General features: G+C 40.6%; 13 protein-coding genes. 9 read left to right on the forward strand and 4 right to left on the reverse strand.

From position 1 onward, the window contains the following. The first annotated feature begins 26 nt into the window (after positions 1 to 26). Genes LA313_RS16260 through LA313_RS16275 form a run of 4 tightly spaced genes read left to right on the forward strand, consistent with a single transcriptional unit; the run spans position 27 to position 4,164 of the window. Entirely contained in the window at positions 27 to 1,442 is a 1,416-nt protein-coding gene (locus LA313_RS16260; protein WP_228916899.1) for a CCA tRNA nucleotidyltransferase, read from the forward strand. A gap of 28 nt (positions 1,443 to 1,470) precedes the next feature. Then, positions 1,471 to 2,484 carry a COX15/CtaA family protein gene (locus LA313_RS16265; protein ID WP_228916901.1) on the forward strand — a complete coding sequence of 338 codons (1,014 nt, stop codon included), beginning with the start codon at positions 1,471 to 1,473 and terminating at the stop codon, positions 2,482 to 2,484. A 51-nt stretch (positions 2,485 to 2,535) separates the two neighbouring features. Beyond that, entirely contained in the window at positions 2,536 to 3,045 is a 510-nt protein-coding gene (locus tag LA313_RS16270) for a plasmid pRiA4b ORF-3 family protein (RefSeq protein WP_228916903.1), read from the forward strand. A gap of 60 nt (positions 3,046 to 3,105) precedes the next feature. Next, positions 3,106 to 4,164 (forward strand): nucleoid-associated protein, encoded by a 1,059-nt coding sequence (locus tag LA313_RS16275; RefSeq protein WP_228916905.1) that lies wholly within the window; start codon positions 3,106 to 3,108, stop codon positions 4,162 to 4,164. A gap of 109 nt (positions 4,165 to 4,273) precedes the next feature. Here the strand turns inward: LA313_RS16275 and LA313_RS16280 are convergent, their stop codons facing one another. Continuing rightward, on the reverse strand, positions 4,274 to 5,335 hold the full coding sequence (locus tag LA313_RS16280; protein WP_228916907.1) for a hypothetical protein: 1,062 nt from the start codon (positions 5,333 to 5,335) through the stop codon (positions 4,274 to 4,276). Between the two features lie 90 nt (positions 5,336 to 5,425). Between LA313_RS16280 and LA313_RS16285 the strand changes: the two genes are divergently transcribed. The 4 genes from LA313_RS16285 (at position 5,426) to LA313_RS16300 (ending at position 10,558) form a co-directional block, all read left to right on the forward strand. Further along, on the forward strand, positions 5,426 to 6,328 hold the full coding sequence (locus LA313_RS16285) for an ABC transporter ATP-binding protein (RefSeq protein WP_228916909.1): 903 nt from the start codon (positions 5,426 to 5,428) through the stop codon (positions 6,326 to 6,328). Next, entirely contained in the window at positions 6,328 to 7,164 is an 837-nt protein-coding gene (locus LA313_RS16290) for an ABC transporter permease (RefSeq protein WP_228916910.1), read from the forward strand. Before LA313_RS16285 ends, LA313_RS16290 begins: the two co-directional genes overlap by 1 nt. Positions 7,165 to 7,251: 87 nt before the next feature. Next, positions 7,252 to 9,255 carry an excinuclease ABC subunit UvrB gene (gene uvrB / locus LA313_RS16295; RefSeq protein WP_228916912.1) on the forward strand — a complete coding sequence of 668 codons (2,004 nt, stop codon included), beginning with the start codon at positions 7,252 to 7,254 and terminating at the stop codon, positions 9,253 to 9,255. Between the two features lie 91 nt (positions 9,256 to 9,346). Next, positions 9,347 to 10,558 carry a hypothetical protein gene (locus LA313_RS16300; RefSeq protein ID WP_228916914.1) on the forward strand — a complete coding sequence of 404 codons (1,212 nt, stop codon included), beginning with the start codon at positions 9,347 to 9,349 and terminating at the stop codon, positions 10,556 to 10,558. 603 nt (positions 10,559 to 11,161) lie between these two features. On the opposite strand, the gene LA313_RS16305 is transcribed toward LA313_RS16300, so the two are convergent. Continuing rightward, positions 11,162 to 13,258 (reverse strand): acetate--CoA ligase family protein, encoded by a 2,097-nt coding sequence (locus LA313_RS16305; RefSeq protein ID WP_228916917.1) that lies wholly within the window; start codon positions 13,256 to 13,258, stop codon positions 11,162 to 11,164. Between the two features lie 123 nt (positions 13,259 to 13,381). Here LA313_RS16305 and LA313_RS16310 point away from each other — a divergent pair, with 123 nt between their 5' ends. After that, the gene (locus LA313_RS16310; protein WP_228916919.1) at positions 13,382 to 14,599 is read left to right on the forward strand and encodes an aminotransferase-like domain-containing protein; all 1,218 of its coding nucleotides are present in this window, start codon (positions 13,382 to 13,384) and stop codon (positions 14,597 to 14,599) included. Positions 14,600 to 14,690: 91 nt separating this feature from the next. On the opposite strand, the gene LA313_RS16315 is transcribed toward LA313_RS16310, so the two are convergent. Both LA313_RS16315 and LA313_RS16320 read right to left on the reverse strand, forming a co-directional pair. After that, the gene (locus tag LA313_RS16315; RefSeq protein WP_228916920.1) at positions 14,691 to 15,287 is read right to left on the reverse strand and encodes an indolepyruvate oxidoreductase subunit beta; all 597 of its coding nucleotides are present in this window, start codon (positions 15,285 to 15,287) and stop codon (positions 14,691 to 14,693) included. A 28-nt stretch (positions 15,288 to 15,315) separates the two neighbouring features. Then, positions 15,316 to 16,929 (reverse strand): thiamine pyrophosphate-dependent enzyme, encoded by a 1,614-nt coding sequence (locus LA313_RS16320; protein WP_228916922.1) that lies wholly within the window; start codon positions 16,927 to 16,929, stop codon positions 15,316 to 15,318. Positions 16,930 to 17,305 lie beyond the last annotated feature (376 nt).

The following is a 17,305-nucleotide window of genomic DNA, read 5'->3' on the forward strand; positions in this document are numbered from 1 at the left end:
TCGTGGCAAAAAAGAAAACAAGCAACGTGAACAACTATAAACAGGCACTAACCAACAACATCTTTAAAGTAATTTCTCTGGCAGCAAAAGAACTGGAGCTTGAGAGCTATGTGATTGGCGGATTTGTAAGAGATTACATTCTGCAACGGGGAGAGCACAAGGATATAGATATAGTTACAGTTGGCAGTGGGATTGAACTTGCCCAAAAGGTCTCTTCACTGCTCCCGCATAAACCAAAGGTCCAGGTTTTTAAAAATTATGGGACGGCTATGCTTCGGGCTTATGATATGGAGATAGAATTTGTTGGTGCCCGTAAGGAAAGTTACAGTGAGGAAAGTAGAAATCCAGATGTGGAGCAAGGTACTCTTGAAGATGACCAGAATCGAAGGGATTTTACAATAAATGCTCTTGCCTTAAGCCTTAACGAAGAAACTTATGGAAGTCTCCTTGACCCGTTCAACGGATTGCAGGACCTCAATGCCGGCGTTATTCGCACTCCGCTGGATCCCGACATCACCTATTCTGATGATCCTTTGAGAATGCTGAGAGCTGTGCGATTTGCTTCTCAACTACAATTCAGGATTGAGAATGATTCCCTGCAGGCTATAATTCGCAACAGGAGCCGACTGAAAATAATTTCCCGTGAAAGAATAGTAGAGGAAATAAACAAGATCTTATTATCGAAGAAACCTTCAGTAGGTTTTAGTCATCTTCATAAAACAGGCCTTTTAAGATTGATCCTGCCAGAGCTTACAGCGTTGGAAGGTATAGATGAAATTGAAGGTCAGCGGCACAAAGATAATTTTTGGCACACGCTGGAGGTGGTAGATAATATATCAGAAAATACAGACGACCTTTGGTTGCGTTGGGCTGCATTACTACACGATATAGGAAAAGCTCCCACAAAGAAATTTGATGAAAAACTGGGATGGACATTTCATGGTCATGAGTTTGTGGGCTCTAAAATGGTTTACAAGCTTTTCAAACGACTAAGGATGCCATTGAATGAAAAGATGAAGTTCGTGCAGAAGATGGTATATATGAGTTCAAGACCTATAGTTCTTTCACAGGATGTGACAGATTCGGCCGTTCGCAGACTTATATTCGATGCAGGAGAAGACATTGAAGATCTCATGACACTGTGCGAAGCCGATATAACTACCAAAAATCCCCGTAGGTACCGCAAATATCACAACAACTTTAAAGTCGTTAGACAAAAGATAAAAGAAGTTGAGGAACGGGACCACGTTCGTAACTTTCAACCCCCGGTGTCGGGAGAAGAGATCATGGAAACTTTTGATCTTAAACCTTCCCGGGAAATTGGAATAATAAAAGATGCCATCAAAGAAGCTATTTTAGAGGGGGTAATCCCAAATGAATATGATGCTGCCAAAGAATATATGCTTCAAAAAGGCAAAGAAATAGGTTTATCACCCAATTAGTTTATGCTATACTTTCACATGTACCCCTATGAAAGACAATAAAAAGGTAGTTTACTGGCTGTTTACCGGCTGTTTCTTGATTTTTGTAATGGTAGTAGTTGGAGGCATCACCCGCCTTACCAACTCCGGACTTTCCATTTCGGATTACAAATTGATCACCGGCACTATCCCTCCACTTACAGAGGAGCAATGGGTCGCCGAATTTGAATTCTATAAGCAATTCCCCGAATATCAAAAACTGCATTACCACTTTACCCTTGAAGATTTTAAGGGCATCTACTTCTGGGAATGGTTGCACAGGCTCATTGGCCGTCTTATTGGCCTCGTTTTTATTATCCCATTTCTTTATTTTCTCTTCACAAAACAGCTTACAAAGCCTACAATCTACAAATCCTTAGTGCTACTCTTTTTGGGAGGTTTCCAGGGATTCCTGGGTTGGTATATGGTTAAGAGTGGTCTGGTTGATATGCCGGCCGTTAGCCATTACAGGTTGGCTGCCCATTTGACCACTGCCTTTGTCACTTTTGCATACTGCTTCTGGGTGGCTATGGACTTAATCTATCCAAAGAAAAAAAACATAAACAAGAGCTTCAGGAATCTCATATGGGTGGGAATGATCATCCTGCTGCTTCAAATTATATGGGGAGCTTTCGTGGCAGGTTTGGATGCAGGCTGGATCCATAACTTCTGGCCCTGGATGACCGGCGGGGAATGGGTACATGAAACAGTTTATATAGAACAGAATCCTCTCTGGAGGAATTTCATTGAAGGAAAAAGCGGCGTGCAGTTCGTACACCGTTACCTGGCATATGTTGTGGTTGCAATAATCCTTTATATCTGGTACAGATCGCGAAACCTGCAACTCACCCTTCCGCAGCAAAGAGGAGTGCAATGGCTTGTGGGACTGGTCTTTCTACAGTTCCTTCTCGGCGTGCTCACGCTCATTTATGCTGTGCCATTATGGCTTGGAGTCGCGCACCAGGTAGGAGCTTTTTTCCTGCTCACTGCGATGACTTTTACCCTGCATAGATTTAGTCGTTAGCTGAAATTTCTCATCTAAAAATGTATCTTTGCAATCCAATTTTTTTGACTTATGCTGTATAGATTTAGAATTATCCTTGATGCCGAAGAAGATGTGTTCCGTGACATAGAAATAATGTCTAAAAACACCTTAGAAGATTTACATAATACCATTTTGCAATCCTTTGGATTTGATGGCACCGAGATGGCTTCTTTCTACATAAGTGATGACGAATGGAACCAGGGGGAAGAAATTTCCCAGTTCGATGTTACCGAAGGCACAGGCTCAGTAAGGTTAATGAACGAAACAACCCTTGACAGCGTGGTTTCTGAAGCACAAACCAAGCTTATTTACGTTTACGATTTCTTTAGCATGTGGACTTTCCTTGTGGAACTGGCAGAGATCGCAGAACCCGATCCTCAAATGGATTACCCAAACCTATTGTTTGTCCATGGGCAGTTACCTACCGCCGCTCCAGAGAAAGAATTCCAAGCCGAAGAAGACGATCTTGGTCTTGACTATGATGATGATTTTGATGTAGACGATTACGACGATCTTTCTTTCGACGAGAATTGGAACTAGCTTAAATTTTTCTATTTTTCCGCCTTTATTAATCCGGTAACTTAACCGCACCTTTTCAATATGATCAATTTATATAACGCTCACATTGACTCTCTTTCTATTCATAGAGTTGGCAACAAAAGCCGGAATGAGAACATTTTCCTTTCCGCCCAACCCTTTCATCTGAATGACGAGATCACTCCCCTTGTAAAAGAGTATTTTCTGAAGCCGTTTCGTGATAAAGAGGAAAATTACTTTCAGTTTTCTAATGACGTGGATGTGGAATTCAACCCATTGTTTGAGATAGCCGGAAAGATATTTGACAACCCGCAGGCAATCCATGAACAGTCAAAAAAGATCACGACCCTGCTATTTGAACAGTCGGCCCACCCGCACATCAAAAGCGGAGAGGTGTATGTTGTATTTTTTGACAACATGATGCTCGACAATGAAAAAACTACCGCTATCGGGATTTTTAAATCTGAATTAAAGCATGATTTCCTTCAGTTCCAGGAAAAGGAGAGCATTCTGGAAATGATCATTCAGCAAGGGATCAACCTGAACAAGCTGGATAAAGGAGCTCTTATCTTCAACAAAAACCGCGAAGAAGGTTTTAAAATCCTTTCGGTCGATTCCAACAGGTATGACACCAAATACTGGCTGGAGAATTTCCTCGGAGTTGACGTGATGGCCGATGATAATTTTCACACCAAAAAATATTTGAAATTCTGTCAGAACTTCGCCAAAGACGTAGTACTTCCTGCGGAAGATAAAAAGGAGGAAGTAATGTTCATGAACCGAAGTGTGGATTATTTCGCAAAGAATGACGACTTCGAGGAAACTGCATTCCTGAATTCAGTTATTGACAATCCTGCGCTTTTACCCGAGTTTCAGAATTACAAAACTGAAAAAGCACCAAAATACAAGATCGAGGATCTTACCAGTTTTCCTATTTCAAACACGGCGGTAACTTCTGCCCGTAAGTCGATCAAGAACGTCATCAACCTCGACACGAACATCCAGATCAAAATGGACTTCATCAATCCCGAGTCGGCCGAAAAGTTCGTGGAAAAAGGCTGGGACGAAGAAAGGCAGATGTATTACTATCTGGTTTACTTTAATAAGGAACAGAAAAGTTAGGAGAAGAACCAAGAGCCAAGAGCCAAGAATAAAAAAGGAAGGGTCTCAAAAATGTCATTTTTGAGACCCTTCCTTTTTTATTATTCCTTAATCATTAAGCCTTAATCATTTAAATAAGTCTTTTCATATTCACATCTTCATAATTCCTTTTCACGAAATCAAGGGCTGTTCTTATGATCTGTCCCATGGAGCGTGCCCTTTTGAATTTCATATCGCTGGAGAAATCATAAAGCTCTTTGCGAAGTTGTTTAACATTGGACTCATTTGAGATCTGGTCGTTAAGGATGCAGCGCATTAATTCCTTGTAGCGGGATTGAGCGTTGATGATCCTTTTTGCCAGCAGGGAGCGTTCTTCCCTCCTATATTGCTCTATAGAGGATTCCTGCAGCTTCTCCTGCACCAGTTGTACCATCTTCAAATTCTCTTTAAAGAATTGGGGCCTGTACACCTTTAAACTACCCTCAAAACATTGCTGATCAAAATCGATGGCCCTTATTTGATACTCCACGTGATCAAAATCGTGGGTGGGAATGATCACGTAGTTGTAGGATCTCATATCTCCCAAAAGCCGGATCGTACACCTTTCATTGAATTTTACGAATTGTTTCGCAATTTGTGTTTTCGCCCGGTCATCACACATTGGCAGTTCATCCTCAATAAAAACATCACCCGGGATCCCGGCAATATGCTCCTCAATTAAGGTATCCCGGTAGACCAAAAAGTTGATCCTGTGCGGGGAAAGTATGTGTTCAAATTCAAGCCCGTAGATACGAGATGCATCTGCTTTTTTAACGTAGAAATAGGTGAAACTGTCGTTGAGAATATTTCGGATCTTTACGCGAAAAGGTTTTGAATTTCCGAAGGTGCAATAGTCAATTGCATCGACGTTAAGAAACTCCAGCGAATCGTCACTCCCATCGGAATGCAGGATGGTGTAAACCTGCTTCAGGCTGTTGTCGATCTCATCTCTTTCATAATCGGGATAATAACATCGCACCCAAAAGGTATCTTCATCATGTTGATCATAAACTACAATCGAACCCGAAAACCTCAACAGATCATCGTAAAAAACGGGAATTTTGGTGTTGCGATTATATTTTGCGAGGTATTTATGGAACCGGTCATTTACCGGAAAGGATGGTTTTTTCTTTGACATTAATTTTTCCTGCATACCCTGAATTTCCTCAAAAATAAGACTTCTTTTTATTTCGGCCTGTAACAAAACGTTAACTTAGGCGTCAAATGTTAAAACCGGTTTATTTTGAGTACAATTCTTCGTCTTAACAATCTCACAAAAAGATTTGGTCCCGTTACTGCGGTCAAGGATCTTTCATTCACCATTGAAAAAGGAAATGTTTACGGCATTCTTGGTCCAAACGGAAGTGGAAAATCTACTACCCTTGGAATCGTTTTAAACGTGGTGAATAAAACCAGCGGCGACTTCCAGTGGTTTGATGGTACGCAAAGCACCCACCAGGCCCTTAAGAAGGTAGGAGCTATAATTGAGCGTCCTAATTTCTATCCTTACATGACGGCTGCCCAAAACCTGAAGCTGGTATGTAAGATAAAAAATGTAGCTCCCAATAACATCGATGAAAAACTGGAGTTAGTCGGACTGTTGGACAGAAAGAATAGCAAATTCCGTACTTTTTCCCTGGGTATGAAGCAACGGCTCGCCATTGCCTCTGCTCTACTTAATGATCCCGAAATTTTAATTCTGGATGAACCTACCAACGGACTCGACCCGCAGGGAATACACCAAATAAGGGAGATCATAACCAGGATTGCCTCTACAGGCACTACCATTTTACTTGCCTCTCACTTGCTGGACGAGGTAGAAAAAGTTTGTACTCACGTAGTGATCATTCGCAAAGGCGAGAAATTGTACAGCGGACCTGTAGACCAAATGAACGCAAGTTTCGGCTTTTTTGAACTGAAGGCATCCAATGAAGAGAAACTACTGGCACTTCTTGATTCCCATCCCGCATTTGGGAAGGTGGTCCAAAAAGGGGAACTTATCACTGCTTTCCTGGAAGAACCTCTAGAACCGGAAGCTCTCAACACCTACCTTTTTGAAAACGGATTAATCCTTTCTCAACTCGTAAAACGTAAGGAAAGCCTCGAAGAACAATTCCTAATGTTAACTAACCAAATTTCTGCCTAATGCTACGATTACTTAACATAGAATATCACAAACTACGCTATAGTAAATCTTCGAGGGTTTTGGTTACTACCTACTTTATCCTCATTACTTTTATTGCGCTCATAGCATCTATAGAATTTAATTTTGGTAATGTAAATTTCAGGCTGGCAGACCAGGGGATATTTAATTTTCCTTACATATGGCATTTCAACAGCTATATTGCTGCTACTCTAAAGTTATTCCTGGCCATTGTAATCGTTTCCATGATGTCCAACGAATACAGTAACCGTACAATAAAGCAAAACCTTATTGATGGCTTAAGTAAAAAGGAGTTCATCCTTTCAAAATTCCTTACTGTTGTTTCTTTCGCACTGTTATCGACACTTTTCCTGTTCATAGTTTCTTTGATACTTGGACTGTCTTTTTCAGATTATACAGAGATGAACATCATCTTTTCTGATATGGAATACCTGCTGGCCTATTTTATTAAGCTAACAGGGTTCTTTGCTTTTTGTATGTTCCTGGGAATTTTCGTGAAAAGATCGGCTTTTGCGCTGGGCTTCCTGTTCATTTGGTGGATCCTTGAGAGCATCTTAAGGGGAGTTATGGAGTATAAGATCTTCAGGGATTCTAATATTGCCGAAAATATTGCACAATTTTTTCCACTAGAATCTATGGCTTTGCTTGTCAAGGAGCCTTTTACGAGACTTAACGCGGTACAATCGGCAGCCACTCAATTGGGATCAGAGATCACGAAGGATTATTCAATTCACTGGTACCAACTTCTTATTGTGATCCTGTGGATATGTATCTTCGTTTACCTCTCTTATTTACTGCTGAAGAAGAGGGATCTTTAACCGGCCTGATATTAAACTTCTTAGGAGCAGGCAATATTTGTTGGTAGCTTTAAAATTGGTTATTTTTGCAAGTCAGCAAAAAATCCTATGAAATTTAAAGTAAAGTCAGATTTTAAGCCCACGGGAGATCAGCCGCAGGCTATAAAGCAACTGGTTAGCGGAATTGAAAACAAGGAACGATACCAAACACTTCTGGGAGTAACGGGATCTGGAAAAACCTTTACTGTCGCGAATGTGATCGAAGAGGTGCAAAAACCTACTCTTGTACTTGCACATAACAAGACTCTGGCCGCCCAGCTTTATTCTGAATTTAAGCAGTTCTTCCCGGATAATGCGGTAGAATATTTCGTAAGTTACTACGACTACTATCAGCCGGAAGCTTTTATACCCTCCTCGGGAACTTATATTGAAAAGGATCTTTCGATAAACGAAGAAATTGAGAAAATGCGTCTCAGCACCACCTCTTCCCTCCTCTCCGGAAGAAGGGATGTTATTGTGGTGGCTTCGGTTTCCTGTCTTTACGGTATTGGAAATCCGGTGGAGTTCAAGAAGAACGTCGTCTCGATCGAAAAGGATATGGTGATCTCCCGGACTCAGCTACTCCATAAGCTGGTGCAAAGTCTTTATTCAAGGACCGAAGCTGAATTCAATCACGGAAACTTCCGAATTAAGGGAGATACTGTGGATGTTTACCCAAGTTATGCAGATAATGCCTTCAGAATTCACTTTTTTGGAGATGAGATAGAAGAGATTGAAGCCTTTGACCCGGCTACAAACGAGGTTATAGAGAAATATGAACGTCTTAATATCTATCCTGCGAACATGTTCGTGACTTCGCCCGATGTACTCCAGGGAGCTATACGGCAGATCCAGGATGATTTGGTAAAACAAGTAGATTACTTCCAGGACATAGGAAAACATTTAGAGGCAAAACGTCTTGACGAGCGCACCAATTTCGATCTTGAAATGATAAGGGAATTGGGCTACTGTTCCGGAATTGAGAACTACTCGAGATACCTGGATGGCCGTCTTCCGGGCACAAGACCTTTCTGTTTACTGGATTATTTCCCCGACGATTTCCTTATGGTAGTGGATGAAAGTCACGTTACCATCCCGCAAGTACATGCAATGTACGGTGGGGACAGATCCAGAAAGGAAACTTTAGTAGATTACGGCTTCCGGCTTCCGGCAGCAATGGATAACCGTCCGCTTAAATTTGAAGAGTTTGAAATACTTCAGAATCAGGTGATTTACGTAAGTGCTACTCCGGCAGATTATGAACTTCAGAAGACAGAGGGAATGTATATTGAACAGGTAATTAGACCTACCGGTTTACTGGATCCTGTAATTGAAGTGCGACCGAGTCTCAACCAGATAGACGATCTCATTGAGGAAATGCAGGTGAGGATCGACAAAGACCAGAGGATTTTAGTTACGACCCTAACAAAACGAATGGCCGAAGAGCTAACGAAATACCTTACCAGAATTGATATTCGCTGTCGCTACATACATAGCGATGTCGATACATTAGAGCGGGTGGAAATCATGCAGGACCTTCGAAAAGGGCTTTTTGACGTGCTGGTTGGAGTAAACTTGTTACGGGAAGGACTTGACCTTCCGGAAGTTTCCCTGGTGGCAATTCTCGATGCCGATAAAGAAGGATTTTTAAGGAGTAACCGCTCTCTTACGCAGACCATTGGCCGGGCTGCACGTCACCTGGAAGGAAAAGCAATCCTGTATGCGGATAAAATCACAGATAGTATGCAGAAGACTATCGACCAGACGGAGTACAGGCGTGAGAAACAGCTGAAGTACAACGAAGACAATAACATCACTCCCACCGCACTTAAGAAATCTTTCGAGAATATGCTCGTGCGTAAAAAACCGGAGCCCTACGTATATGAGGTTGCCCCCGATCTTAAAGCCGCAGAGGCTGAAACAGAATTCTTTAGTAAACCACAACTTGAAAAAAGAATCAGGGAAAAAAGAAAGGCTATGGAGTCGGCGGCTAAAGAGCTGGATTTCATGACAGCGGCAAAACTGCGTGATGAAATTAAGATGCTACAGGAAAAAGTACAGGAAACCTCCTAAAGTGTTAAAATATTTATAGAGTGCTGTAAAACAGGAAGATATTTGAGTATATTGATTTTTATTGGTGTCTCCCCAAGAAAAAAATACACTCGTGTACAAACTTCTGTTATTGGGGATCTCACTCCTCTTAATTTCTTTTAAAACAAATGCGCAGGTAGGGATCAATACCCATGATCCAAAAGCCCAACTGGATATAAGCATTGAAGATCCGGCTTCCCCGGAAAATACAGATGGCATTCTTATCCCCCGAATGTCAAATTTCCCAGCCACTAATCCCACGGAGGCTCAACACGGGATGCTGATCTTCCTTACCACTCAAAAAATGGAATTCCCAACAGGATTTTACTGGTGGAATTCCTCCTCGGTAGCCTGGGAAAGTGTGGGAAGAAAAGCTTCATCAGATTTTTATAAAATTGGAACAACCTCTCCCTCCACAAGTCCCGAAGAAGCGGTATTTAGAAAAGGCAATGTCAGCATTGGCGGGTCTTCACAAAACGTTAAGCTGAAGGTAATAATTGATGACAAGGAAGATCATTTAATTCGTACCGGCCTTGAGGTCGAGAACGCAAGTTCGACAGCAAAAAATGTCACTTACGGCATTGTAACCAATAATAATACTGCAACAGCCGATAAAAAATATGGAATAAAGAGCTCTGTTAGTGCTAACGGAATCGGGATCCATTACGGCATTTTCAATGAGGTGAATCAGAATACAAATGAAGAGATCTACGGGATCTATAATGATGTAGGTAAGACATTCGGATCCACGAAAAACCACTATGGAATCTACAACGAAATTGGAACAGTACAGGGGAATGGCTTTGTCTACGGCATATACAGCACGGCTTATGGGAATGATCCAAAAAAGGTATATGCAGGCTACTTTTCGGGAAGAGTAGGAATAGGAACAACAGGAAATGATTACGTGTTGCCGGATACACGAGGTTCTCAGGACCAGGTTTTAATGACAGATGCAAGTGGCATTGTGAGCTGGAAATATCCAAACTCAGGCACCTATTCCTCAACTGCCTCTAATACCGGAGCTTTTCTAATTCCCGATGAAACTTATTCCCTTCGCATTAATAACCAGGTGAGCAGCGTTGTAATTCCCGATGCCGCTATTAATAAAGGCCGACTGATATACCTGATCAACTGGCCCGGCAATTCAAAAAAGATTCTGGATTTTATAGGCAGTAACGACCTGTTTGATATTACCACAAATTCAACAGTGACTAGTATTGATCCGGGAACAAAGTACCTCATTCAGAGTGCCGGCAACCGGTGGATCCTTTTGGATAAATAGATTAAAGAAAAGGATTGGGCTAAAGCCCTAATGACATTTTAATTCTAAATCCTCCGGATAAATCCGGAGGCAATTCATGGATAGACCAGGATTTCTTGTGAATGGATGAGAGCCTGTAGACATGAATTACCTCCCCTACAAAAAGAGGCATAAAAATTTCTCTTCAATAGCCTTTAAACAAAAAAAGGACACCAAGAAATGGCATTTTTGAGAGGTGTGGGGCTAAAGCCCTTTTTGGTACAGGATCCCCTTACCTTCAGATAAATCCGGAGGAAATCATGGACAAACCAGGAGTTCTTGCCATTTGATTAGAGAGCCTCTAGACATTAATTACCTCCGCCTTCAATAAGACTTTTAACAAAAGAAAACTATCAAAAAATGGCATTTTTGAGAGATGTTTGGCTAAAGCCCTTTTTGATACAGATCCTCTTACCTTCGGATGAATCCGGAGGCAATTCATCTCTTTAAGCTCTATTTCTGATAAATCTTTAAAATGTTTAAAAGCCTAAAAGCTTGAATTACCTCCGCCTTCAGGCAGAGGCCCAAAGAAAAATCAATCCGGGGCTTTAGCCCAATAAATCCCCTCATTTTTGAGACCTCAGCTTATGCGATCTCATTTATTTTATTAGCCTGTAGCTCTTTATTTGTTCTTTCTATACGAATTCTTACGTCTACTGCCGTCAGGTCTTGATCGGTCGCCATAAGAGGATTGAGGTCCAATTCTGCAATTTCAGGAACCATTACCAACAAATTCGAGATCTTCACAATAGTTTCAGCAAACAATTCGATATTGATACCAGCCTGACCTCTAACCCCTTTTAAGATCGGTGCTGCTTTTAGATCTGTGATCATTTTTAAAGCCTCTTCCTCTGAAACAGGAGTCATCGCAGCACTAATATCCTTTAAAACCTCAACAAAAATGCCTCCCAGCCCGCACAAAATCACATGAGGATAATGTGTTTCTTTTTTTGCTCCTATAAACAATTCCATTCCCTTGATCATGGGCTGGACCATAACAGACGTTGCTCCTTCGATTTGCATTAATTTGTCAAAACCTTCAAATAGATCGGTGTCGTTTGAAACATTCAGGATAACTCCGCCGACATCAGATTTGTGCAAAGGTCCTTCAACTTTAAGAACTACCGGATATTCAACTGAGTTTGAAATCTTATTTAGCTCTGCCTCATTCTTAGCCTGTTTTGGAGTGGCAAATTTCACTCCTGCAGTTTTCAACAAAGTAATTGCAGCTTCTGTGGGCATGTACCCGTCAGGTAGTGTATCGATTAACTTCCAGATTTTTGTAGAAAATTGTGGGTCAGGATTTTTGGTTTTTTTACGAACCGGTGTTTGATTATAAACTTTGGATAAGGCCTGTCCAAATAATACCTCATCATGGAATGCGATATTTCCTTTTTTAATAAATTCCCTGATCTCATTCTTCACATTCACTACTGAAGGCAATACGGCGTAAATCGGCTTTTTAGAAGTGTTAATTTTTTCATCCAGTACTGCATATACATCATCCACAGCGGTTAAACCGGGACTCCCAAAGATCACAGTTATCGCATCAATTTGGGTCGAGTTTTCACAGTACTCAATAATGGCATCTAACTGCTCAGCGTTGCCTGTTGCTAAAAAATCAATTGGATTAGACACGGAAGATCCATCAAATAATTTACTCAACAAGGCTTCGCTTGCTTTGCCTTCTAAATGAGGAATTTTGAGTCCGTTCTTTGCTAATACATCGGTTAGCATTACAGCCGGACCTCCGGCGTGGGTGACGATGGCCATATTCTTTCCTTCGGATTCTTTTTGCTGAAGTATTCCGGCAACAGTAATGAGTTCATTCCTGCCGTAGCAACGGATAATTCCGGCTTTTTTAAATAGAGTATCTACAAAAACATCAGAATTGGCTATAGCTCCTGTATGTGAGGAAGCCGCCCTGTTTCCTTCCTCCGAACTTCCGGCCTTAATAGCCGCTATTTTACAGCCTTTACCTATAAGGGACGATGTATGTTTCAAAAACTTAAGCGGGTTCTTGATACTTTCAATGTAAAGCAGTTTTACTTTTGAACTGGTTCCCGTCTCAAAAGAGAGATCCAAATATTCCAGGATCTCCTCCACTCCTATTTGGGCACTGTTTCCAACCGTATATAAGCTCGAAAATGTTAGCCCCATGCTCTTTGCTGCTTCGATAATAAAAACTGCTGTTGCACCGGAACCTGATATAAAGTCAACACCGTTCTCATCCAGTTTTGGGATGGGCGTTGTAAAAACTCCTGTGTAATGTTTGTTTATTAATCCAATGTTGTTAGGACCTAATAAACTACCACCTGCCTTATCAATCAAGTCGACAATTTCCTTTTCCAGCTTAGCACCAGCTTCATCCATTTCACTAAATCCGGCAGAAAAAATGATAAAGCCTTTGGTATTTTTTTGTTGTGTAAGCACCTTCACGGCTTCAACAACAAATTTCGCCGGAATCGCCATTATGGCAAGATCTACTTTAGGAATGTCATTGATGTCTTTATAAGATTTCAACCCCTGTACAAGCTCCTGCTTAGGATTGACTACAAATAATTCTCCTTTGAATTGGTGATCAAGCAGGTTTTTTAAAACTCTGCCGCCGGGACTATGAATATTATCAGAACCTCCAACAACAACAATGCTTTTAGGATGAATTAATTTCGGGTTAAGCATATAAAACAAAGAATTAAATAATAGTAAAGAAAGAGAATTGAAATAGGATTTTAACTGATATTCATCAGCATCTGTTTGATTAGATATTAGTTAATTTGATAGAACAGTCAAATCTTTTAGGCTATGTATGCATTTTCGAAAGCAGTCAATTCCATGCATTCAGAGGACGTTAAACAATTGATGAAACAGGCTTCCGGCAAAAACCTGATCTCCTTTGCAGGTGGTATGCCCAACAATGATCTTTTTCCGGTAAAACAAATTGATGAGATCTATAATTCTTTACCTGAAGATGTCAAAAAGTTGTGTTTTCAATACGGTCCCACCTCCGGTTATCCTCCTCTGGTCAAGTCCCTGGAGAGCTATTTGAAAAATAAGGGATTGGCAGTTGATGATAATAAAATTTTGATCACTACGGGTTCCCTGCAAGCGATATCTATTATTAGTCAGGAATTTGTCAATGAAGGTGATATCATACTCACAGAAAATCCATGTTTTGTAGGAGCTTTGACGGTTTTTGAAACTGTTGGAGCCGAAATACACAGTATACCTATCGACAAGAACGGCATCAACATCGAAGCCTTAAAAAGTAAAATCCAATCCTTAGATCGGAAACCCAAGTTCTTATATGTAACGCCCAATTATCATAATCCTGCCGGTATTATTTACACACCTGCAAGAAAAAGAGAACTCCTGGAAGTTTTATCGGGCACCGGAATAATCTTACTGGAAGATGATGCCTACAGTGAACTTTACTTTAATGATGATGAAAAACACCTGACCAAACCCATGAAATCATTTGGTGTTAAGGATGTGGAAATTATTTACACAGGATCATTTTCCAAAATATTGGGTCCGGGATTTAGATTAGGCTATATGTTGTCTTCTGAAGAGATCTTCGAAAAAGCAGAAACGGTTAAACAGGCTCTCGATGCCTGTACTTCCAGTTTTATGCAGATACTGGCGAATGAATTTTTAGCACAAAATAAACTGGAACCTTATTTGGCATTTTTGAGAAGTGAATATCTGGAACGCAAGAATTTGCTCCAAAAATATTTGAAAGCCTATATGCCCCAGGAAGTCACCTGGAATGAACCCAAAGGAGGATTTTACATGTGGCTGAAATTACCTTCTCATATTAAATCAACAGACATATTTAAAGAAAGTGTTGCCAAAGGAGTAGTATTTGTAACCGGACGAACCTTTGATCCCGCCAGTCAAAAGGATGACAGGTTACGACTTTCTTTTTCAAATATGCCAAAGGAGCAAATTGAAAAAGGGGTCATTATCTTATCTGAAGCAATAAAAAAAGTGCTTCAGAATTCTAAAATGGAGATTTCCTAATTAGTTTTTTCGAGTTCTAAGCAAAAAAGTATCGGGAATAAAGACAGGTCTTACTCCCGATACTTTTTTATAACAAACTATTGTGCCTGATCTATAAATTAGCCAGATTGGTGATTCCTTCAGCTACTTTTTTTCCTTCAGTAAAAGCTTCAAGGTTCAGCTTTATTATCTTTTCACTTTTATGTTGGAACAATTTCTTGATGGCTTCGATCATACTGTCTTCCGATAATGGAATTATAGCTGATGCTGCTCCCAATAAAACTATATTGGCCACTTTTGAATTACCAATGGCTTTAGCAATTTCTGTAGCGTTTATAATGACGTGATTCGGATGCTTCTTTATCTGGTCAAAAAGATCATTTTTGTCAGGATAATTGGAAGTATTAATAAAAGCTTCTGAGTCAGTAACCAGCCAGCCATCTTTCTTCAAAAAAGGCATATATCTCAATGCTTCCATGGGTTCTACCGATAAAATCAAATCAGCTTTTCCTTCAGGAATGAGATCAGAAAATATTTGCTTGTCGGATATCCTTACATGTGATTGCACGGCACCGCCACGTTGGCTCATTCCGTGAACTTCAGATTGTTTTATGAACAAGTTCTCGCTTAAAGCAGCCGTATCCAAAACCGCAGCAATCGTAAGGATCCCCTGTCCACCAACACCTGATAATATGATATTTGTTTTCATTTGTTTATTTTTTGAAAGATCAAGTACTCTAATTTAATGAGGCGATCCTGGCTTTAATTTGCTCTTTTTGATCCCTTGATAATCTAACGCAAGGCCTTTCAGAAATAATGACCGAAACACCTTTGTATTTTAATTCATTTCGCAGAACTTCCACGTTTTCCTGGTGGTTCTTTTTTAGGGGCACTATAGTTTTAAGATGATCGGGATGGACTCCAATTCCCAAACAGATTTTGTGCAACCTCCCTACTGCAGAAGATTCCTGAGCTCCCGTCATAGCAACTGCAGAGTTATCGGAAATAATAATTGTTATAGGTGTATTTTCATAGACCGCATCCAAAAGCCCAGTCATACCCGAATGGGTAAAAGTGGAATCTCCAATCACTGCAATTGCGTTCTCCAGCCCCGCATCTGCGGCGCCTTTTGCCATCGTAATAGAAGCTCCCATATCTATAAGGGTGTTTATAGTCCCTAAAGGCGGTAAAGCTCCCAGTGCATAACATCCAATATCTCCAAAAATGTTTTTGTTCCCTATCTCGGGTATTAATTCATTAATGGCATTAAAGAGGTCTGTATGGCCGCAACCTTCACAAAGTTGTGGAGGTCTTGGAGTCACCACGGAAGGAATAGTTTCTAACTTCTCCTGGAAAAGCCCGAGAGATTTCCCGACTATTCTCGGGTTCAGTTCTCCCGTTCGCGGCAGATCGCCTGATAACTTTCCTTTTATTTTATCATTGTCATCAAAATAGTTGTGCAGCAATTCTTCAACTATGGGATAACCGTCTTCTACAACCAGGATCTTTTCACAGTGGTCGTATAATGCTTTTACTTTTTCTTTAGGTAAAGGGTATTGAGTAACCTTTAAAATAGAATAATCAGAGTCATCTTCTCCCAGGTTTTCCATCACATAATTATAGGCTATTCCACAAGCTATAATTCCTAATCTCCTGCTTTTACCTTTTTTCAAGCTGTTAAGATCTGAATTATCTGAATATTCAATCAGAGTTTCCTGTTTATTGATCAGGAGATCAAACTGCTTTCTGGCATTCATGGGAAGCAGAGCAAACCGAGAGGTATCAGATGGTAAGTTGATATCGTTAGGATCACGTCTTTCCCTTACTTCAATACCTGCACGGGAATGCGATAAGCGTGTGACCAACCTCAACAATACCGGTAATTTCAGTTCTTCCGAAAGATCAAAGGCATAAAACATCATATCATAGGCTTCCTGCTGATTTGATGGTTCCAGGATTGGGATCATTGCAAACTTTCCATAGAACCGGGAATCCTGTTCATTCTGCGAAGAATGCATGGAAGGATCATCGGCCACTACGACTACAAGTCCGCCGTTTACTCCGGAAACAGCCATATTCATAAAGACATCTGAAGCCACATTCAAACCCACATGCTTCATCACCACCATAGACCTCTTTCCAACATAGGACATACCTAGAGCTGCTTCCATGGCCGTTTTTTCGTTGACAGACCAGGTGGTATGTATCTTTAATTCCTTAGCAAGTTTGGACTTTTGAATGTATTCGGTTATCTCGGTTGATGGGGTGCCGGGATAAGCATACACGCCAGACAAACCCGCATCAATACTACCCTGAGCAAGTGCTTCATTTCCTAAGAGTAAACTTTTCATCTGTTTAAATTTGATATTGCGTAATGGAAATGATTCGATCTTCATCGACTCCTCCTAAAACGATATAGTTGTACAACTAATTTAGAAGGTTCAGGGTTATTATAGTATGATCTTCATCATGCCCTGGTGCTATAAACGGAACAGAAATGCTAAAATGAGATGTCTCAAAAATGCCTTTTTTGGAAGGAATTGTGCTGAAGTTCTTTTAAAAATTCCCACCAGGCTAGAATGCTTATTGAATTACCTCCACATTTAGGTGGAGACATATGACCTCCCCTTCCTTACAATTTTAGCCAAACAAAAGAGGCTGTCTGAAAAGGCAGCCTTTTTTTTGTATAAATAGGAGGAGCTGCTTATTTTTAGTATATGAGCAGAA

The organism is Salinimicrobium sediminilitoris (assembly GCF_020866905.1).
Classification (GTDB): Bacteria; Bacteroidota; Bacteroidia; order Flavobacteriales; family Flavobacteriaceae; genus Salinimicrobium; species Salinimicrobium sediminilitoris.

Bases quoted from the DNA above. Each gene is read 5' to 3' on its own strand.
- LA313_RS16315 (WP_228916920.1), bottom strand. From the start codon at position 15,287: ATGAAAACAAATATCATATTATCAGGTGTTGGTGGACAGGGGATCCTT.
- uvrB (WP_228916912.1), top strand. From the start codon at position 7,252: ATGAAATTTAAAGTAAAGTCAGATTTTAAGCCCACGGGAGATCAGCCG.
- LA313_RS16265 (WP_228916901.1), top strand. From the start codon at position 1,471: ATGAAAGACAATAAAAAGGTAGTTTACTGGCTGTTTACCGGCTGTTTC.
- LA313_RS16270 (WP_228916903.1), top strand. From the start codon at position 2,536: ATGCTGTATAGATTTAGAATTATCCTTGATGCCGAAGAAGATGTGTTC.
- LA313_RS16320 (WP_228916922.1), bottom strand. From the start codon at position 16,929: ATGAAAAGTTTACTCTTAGGAAATGAAGCACTTGCTCAGGGTAGTATT.
- LA313_RS16310 (WP_228916919.1), top strand. From the start codon at position 13,382: ATGTATGCATTTTCGAAAGCAGTCAATTCCATGCATTCAGAGGACGTT.
- LA313_RS16305 (WP_228916917.1), bottom strand. From the start codon at position 13,258: ATGCTTAACCCGAAATTAATTCATCCTAAAAGCATTGTTGTTGTTGGA.
- LA313_RS16275 (WP_228916905.1), top strand. From the start codon at position 3,106: ATGATCAATTTATATAACGCTCACATTGACTCTCTTTCTATTCATAGA.
- LA313_RS16280 (WP_228916907.1), bottom strand. From the start codon at position 5,335: ATGCAGGAAAAATTAATGTCAAAGAAAAAACCATCCTTTCCGGTAAAT.
- LA313_RS16290 (WP_228916910.1), top strand. From the start codon at position 6,328: ATGCTACGATTACTTAACATAGAATATCACAAACTACGCTATAGTAAA.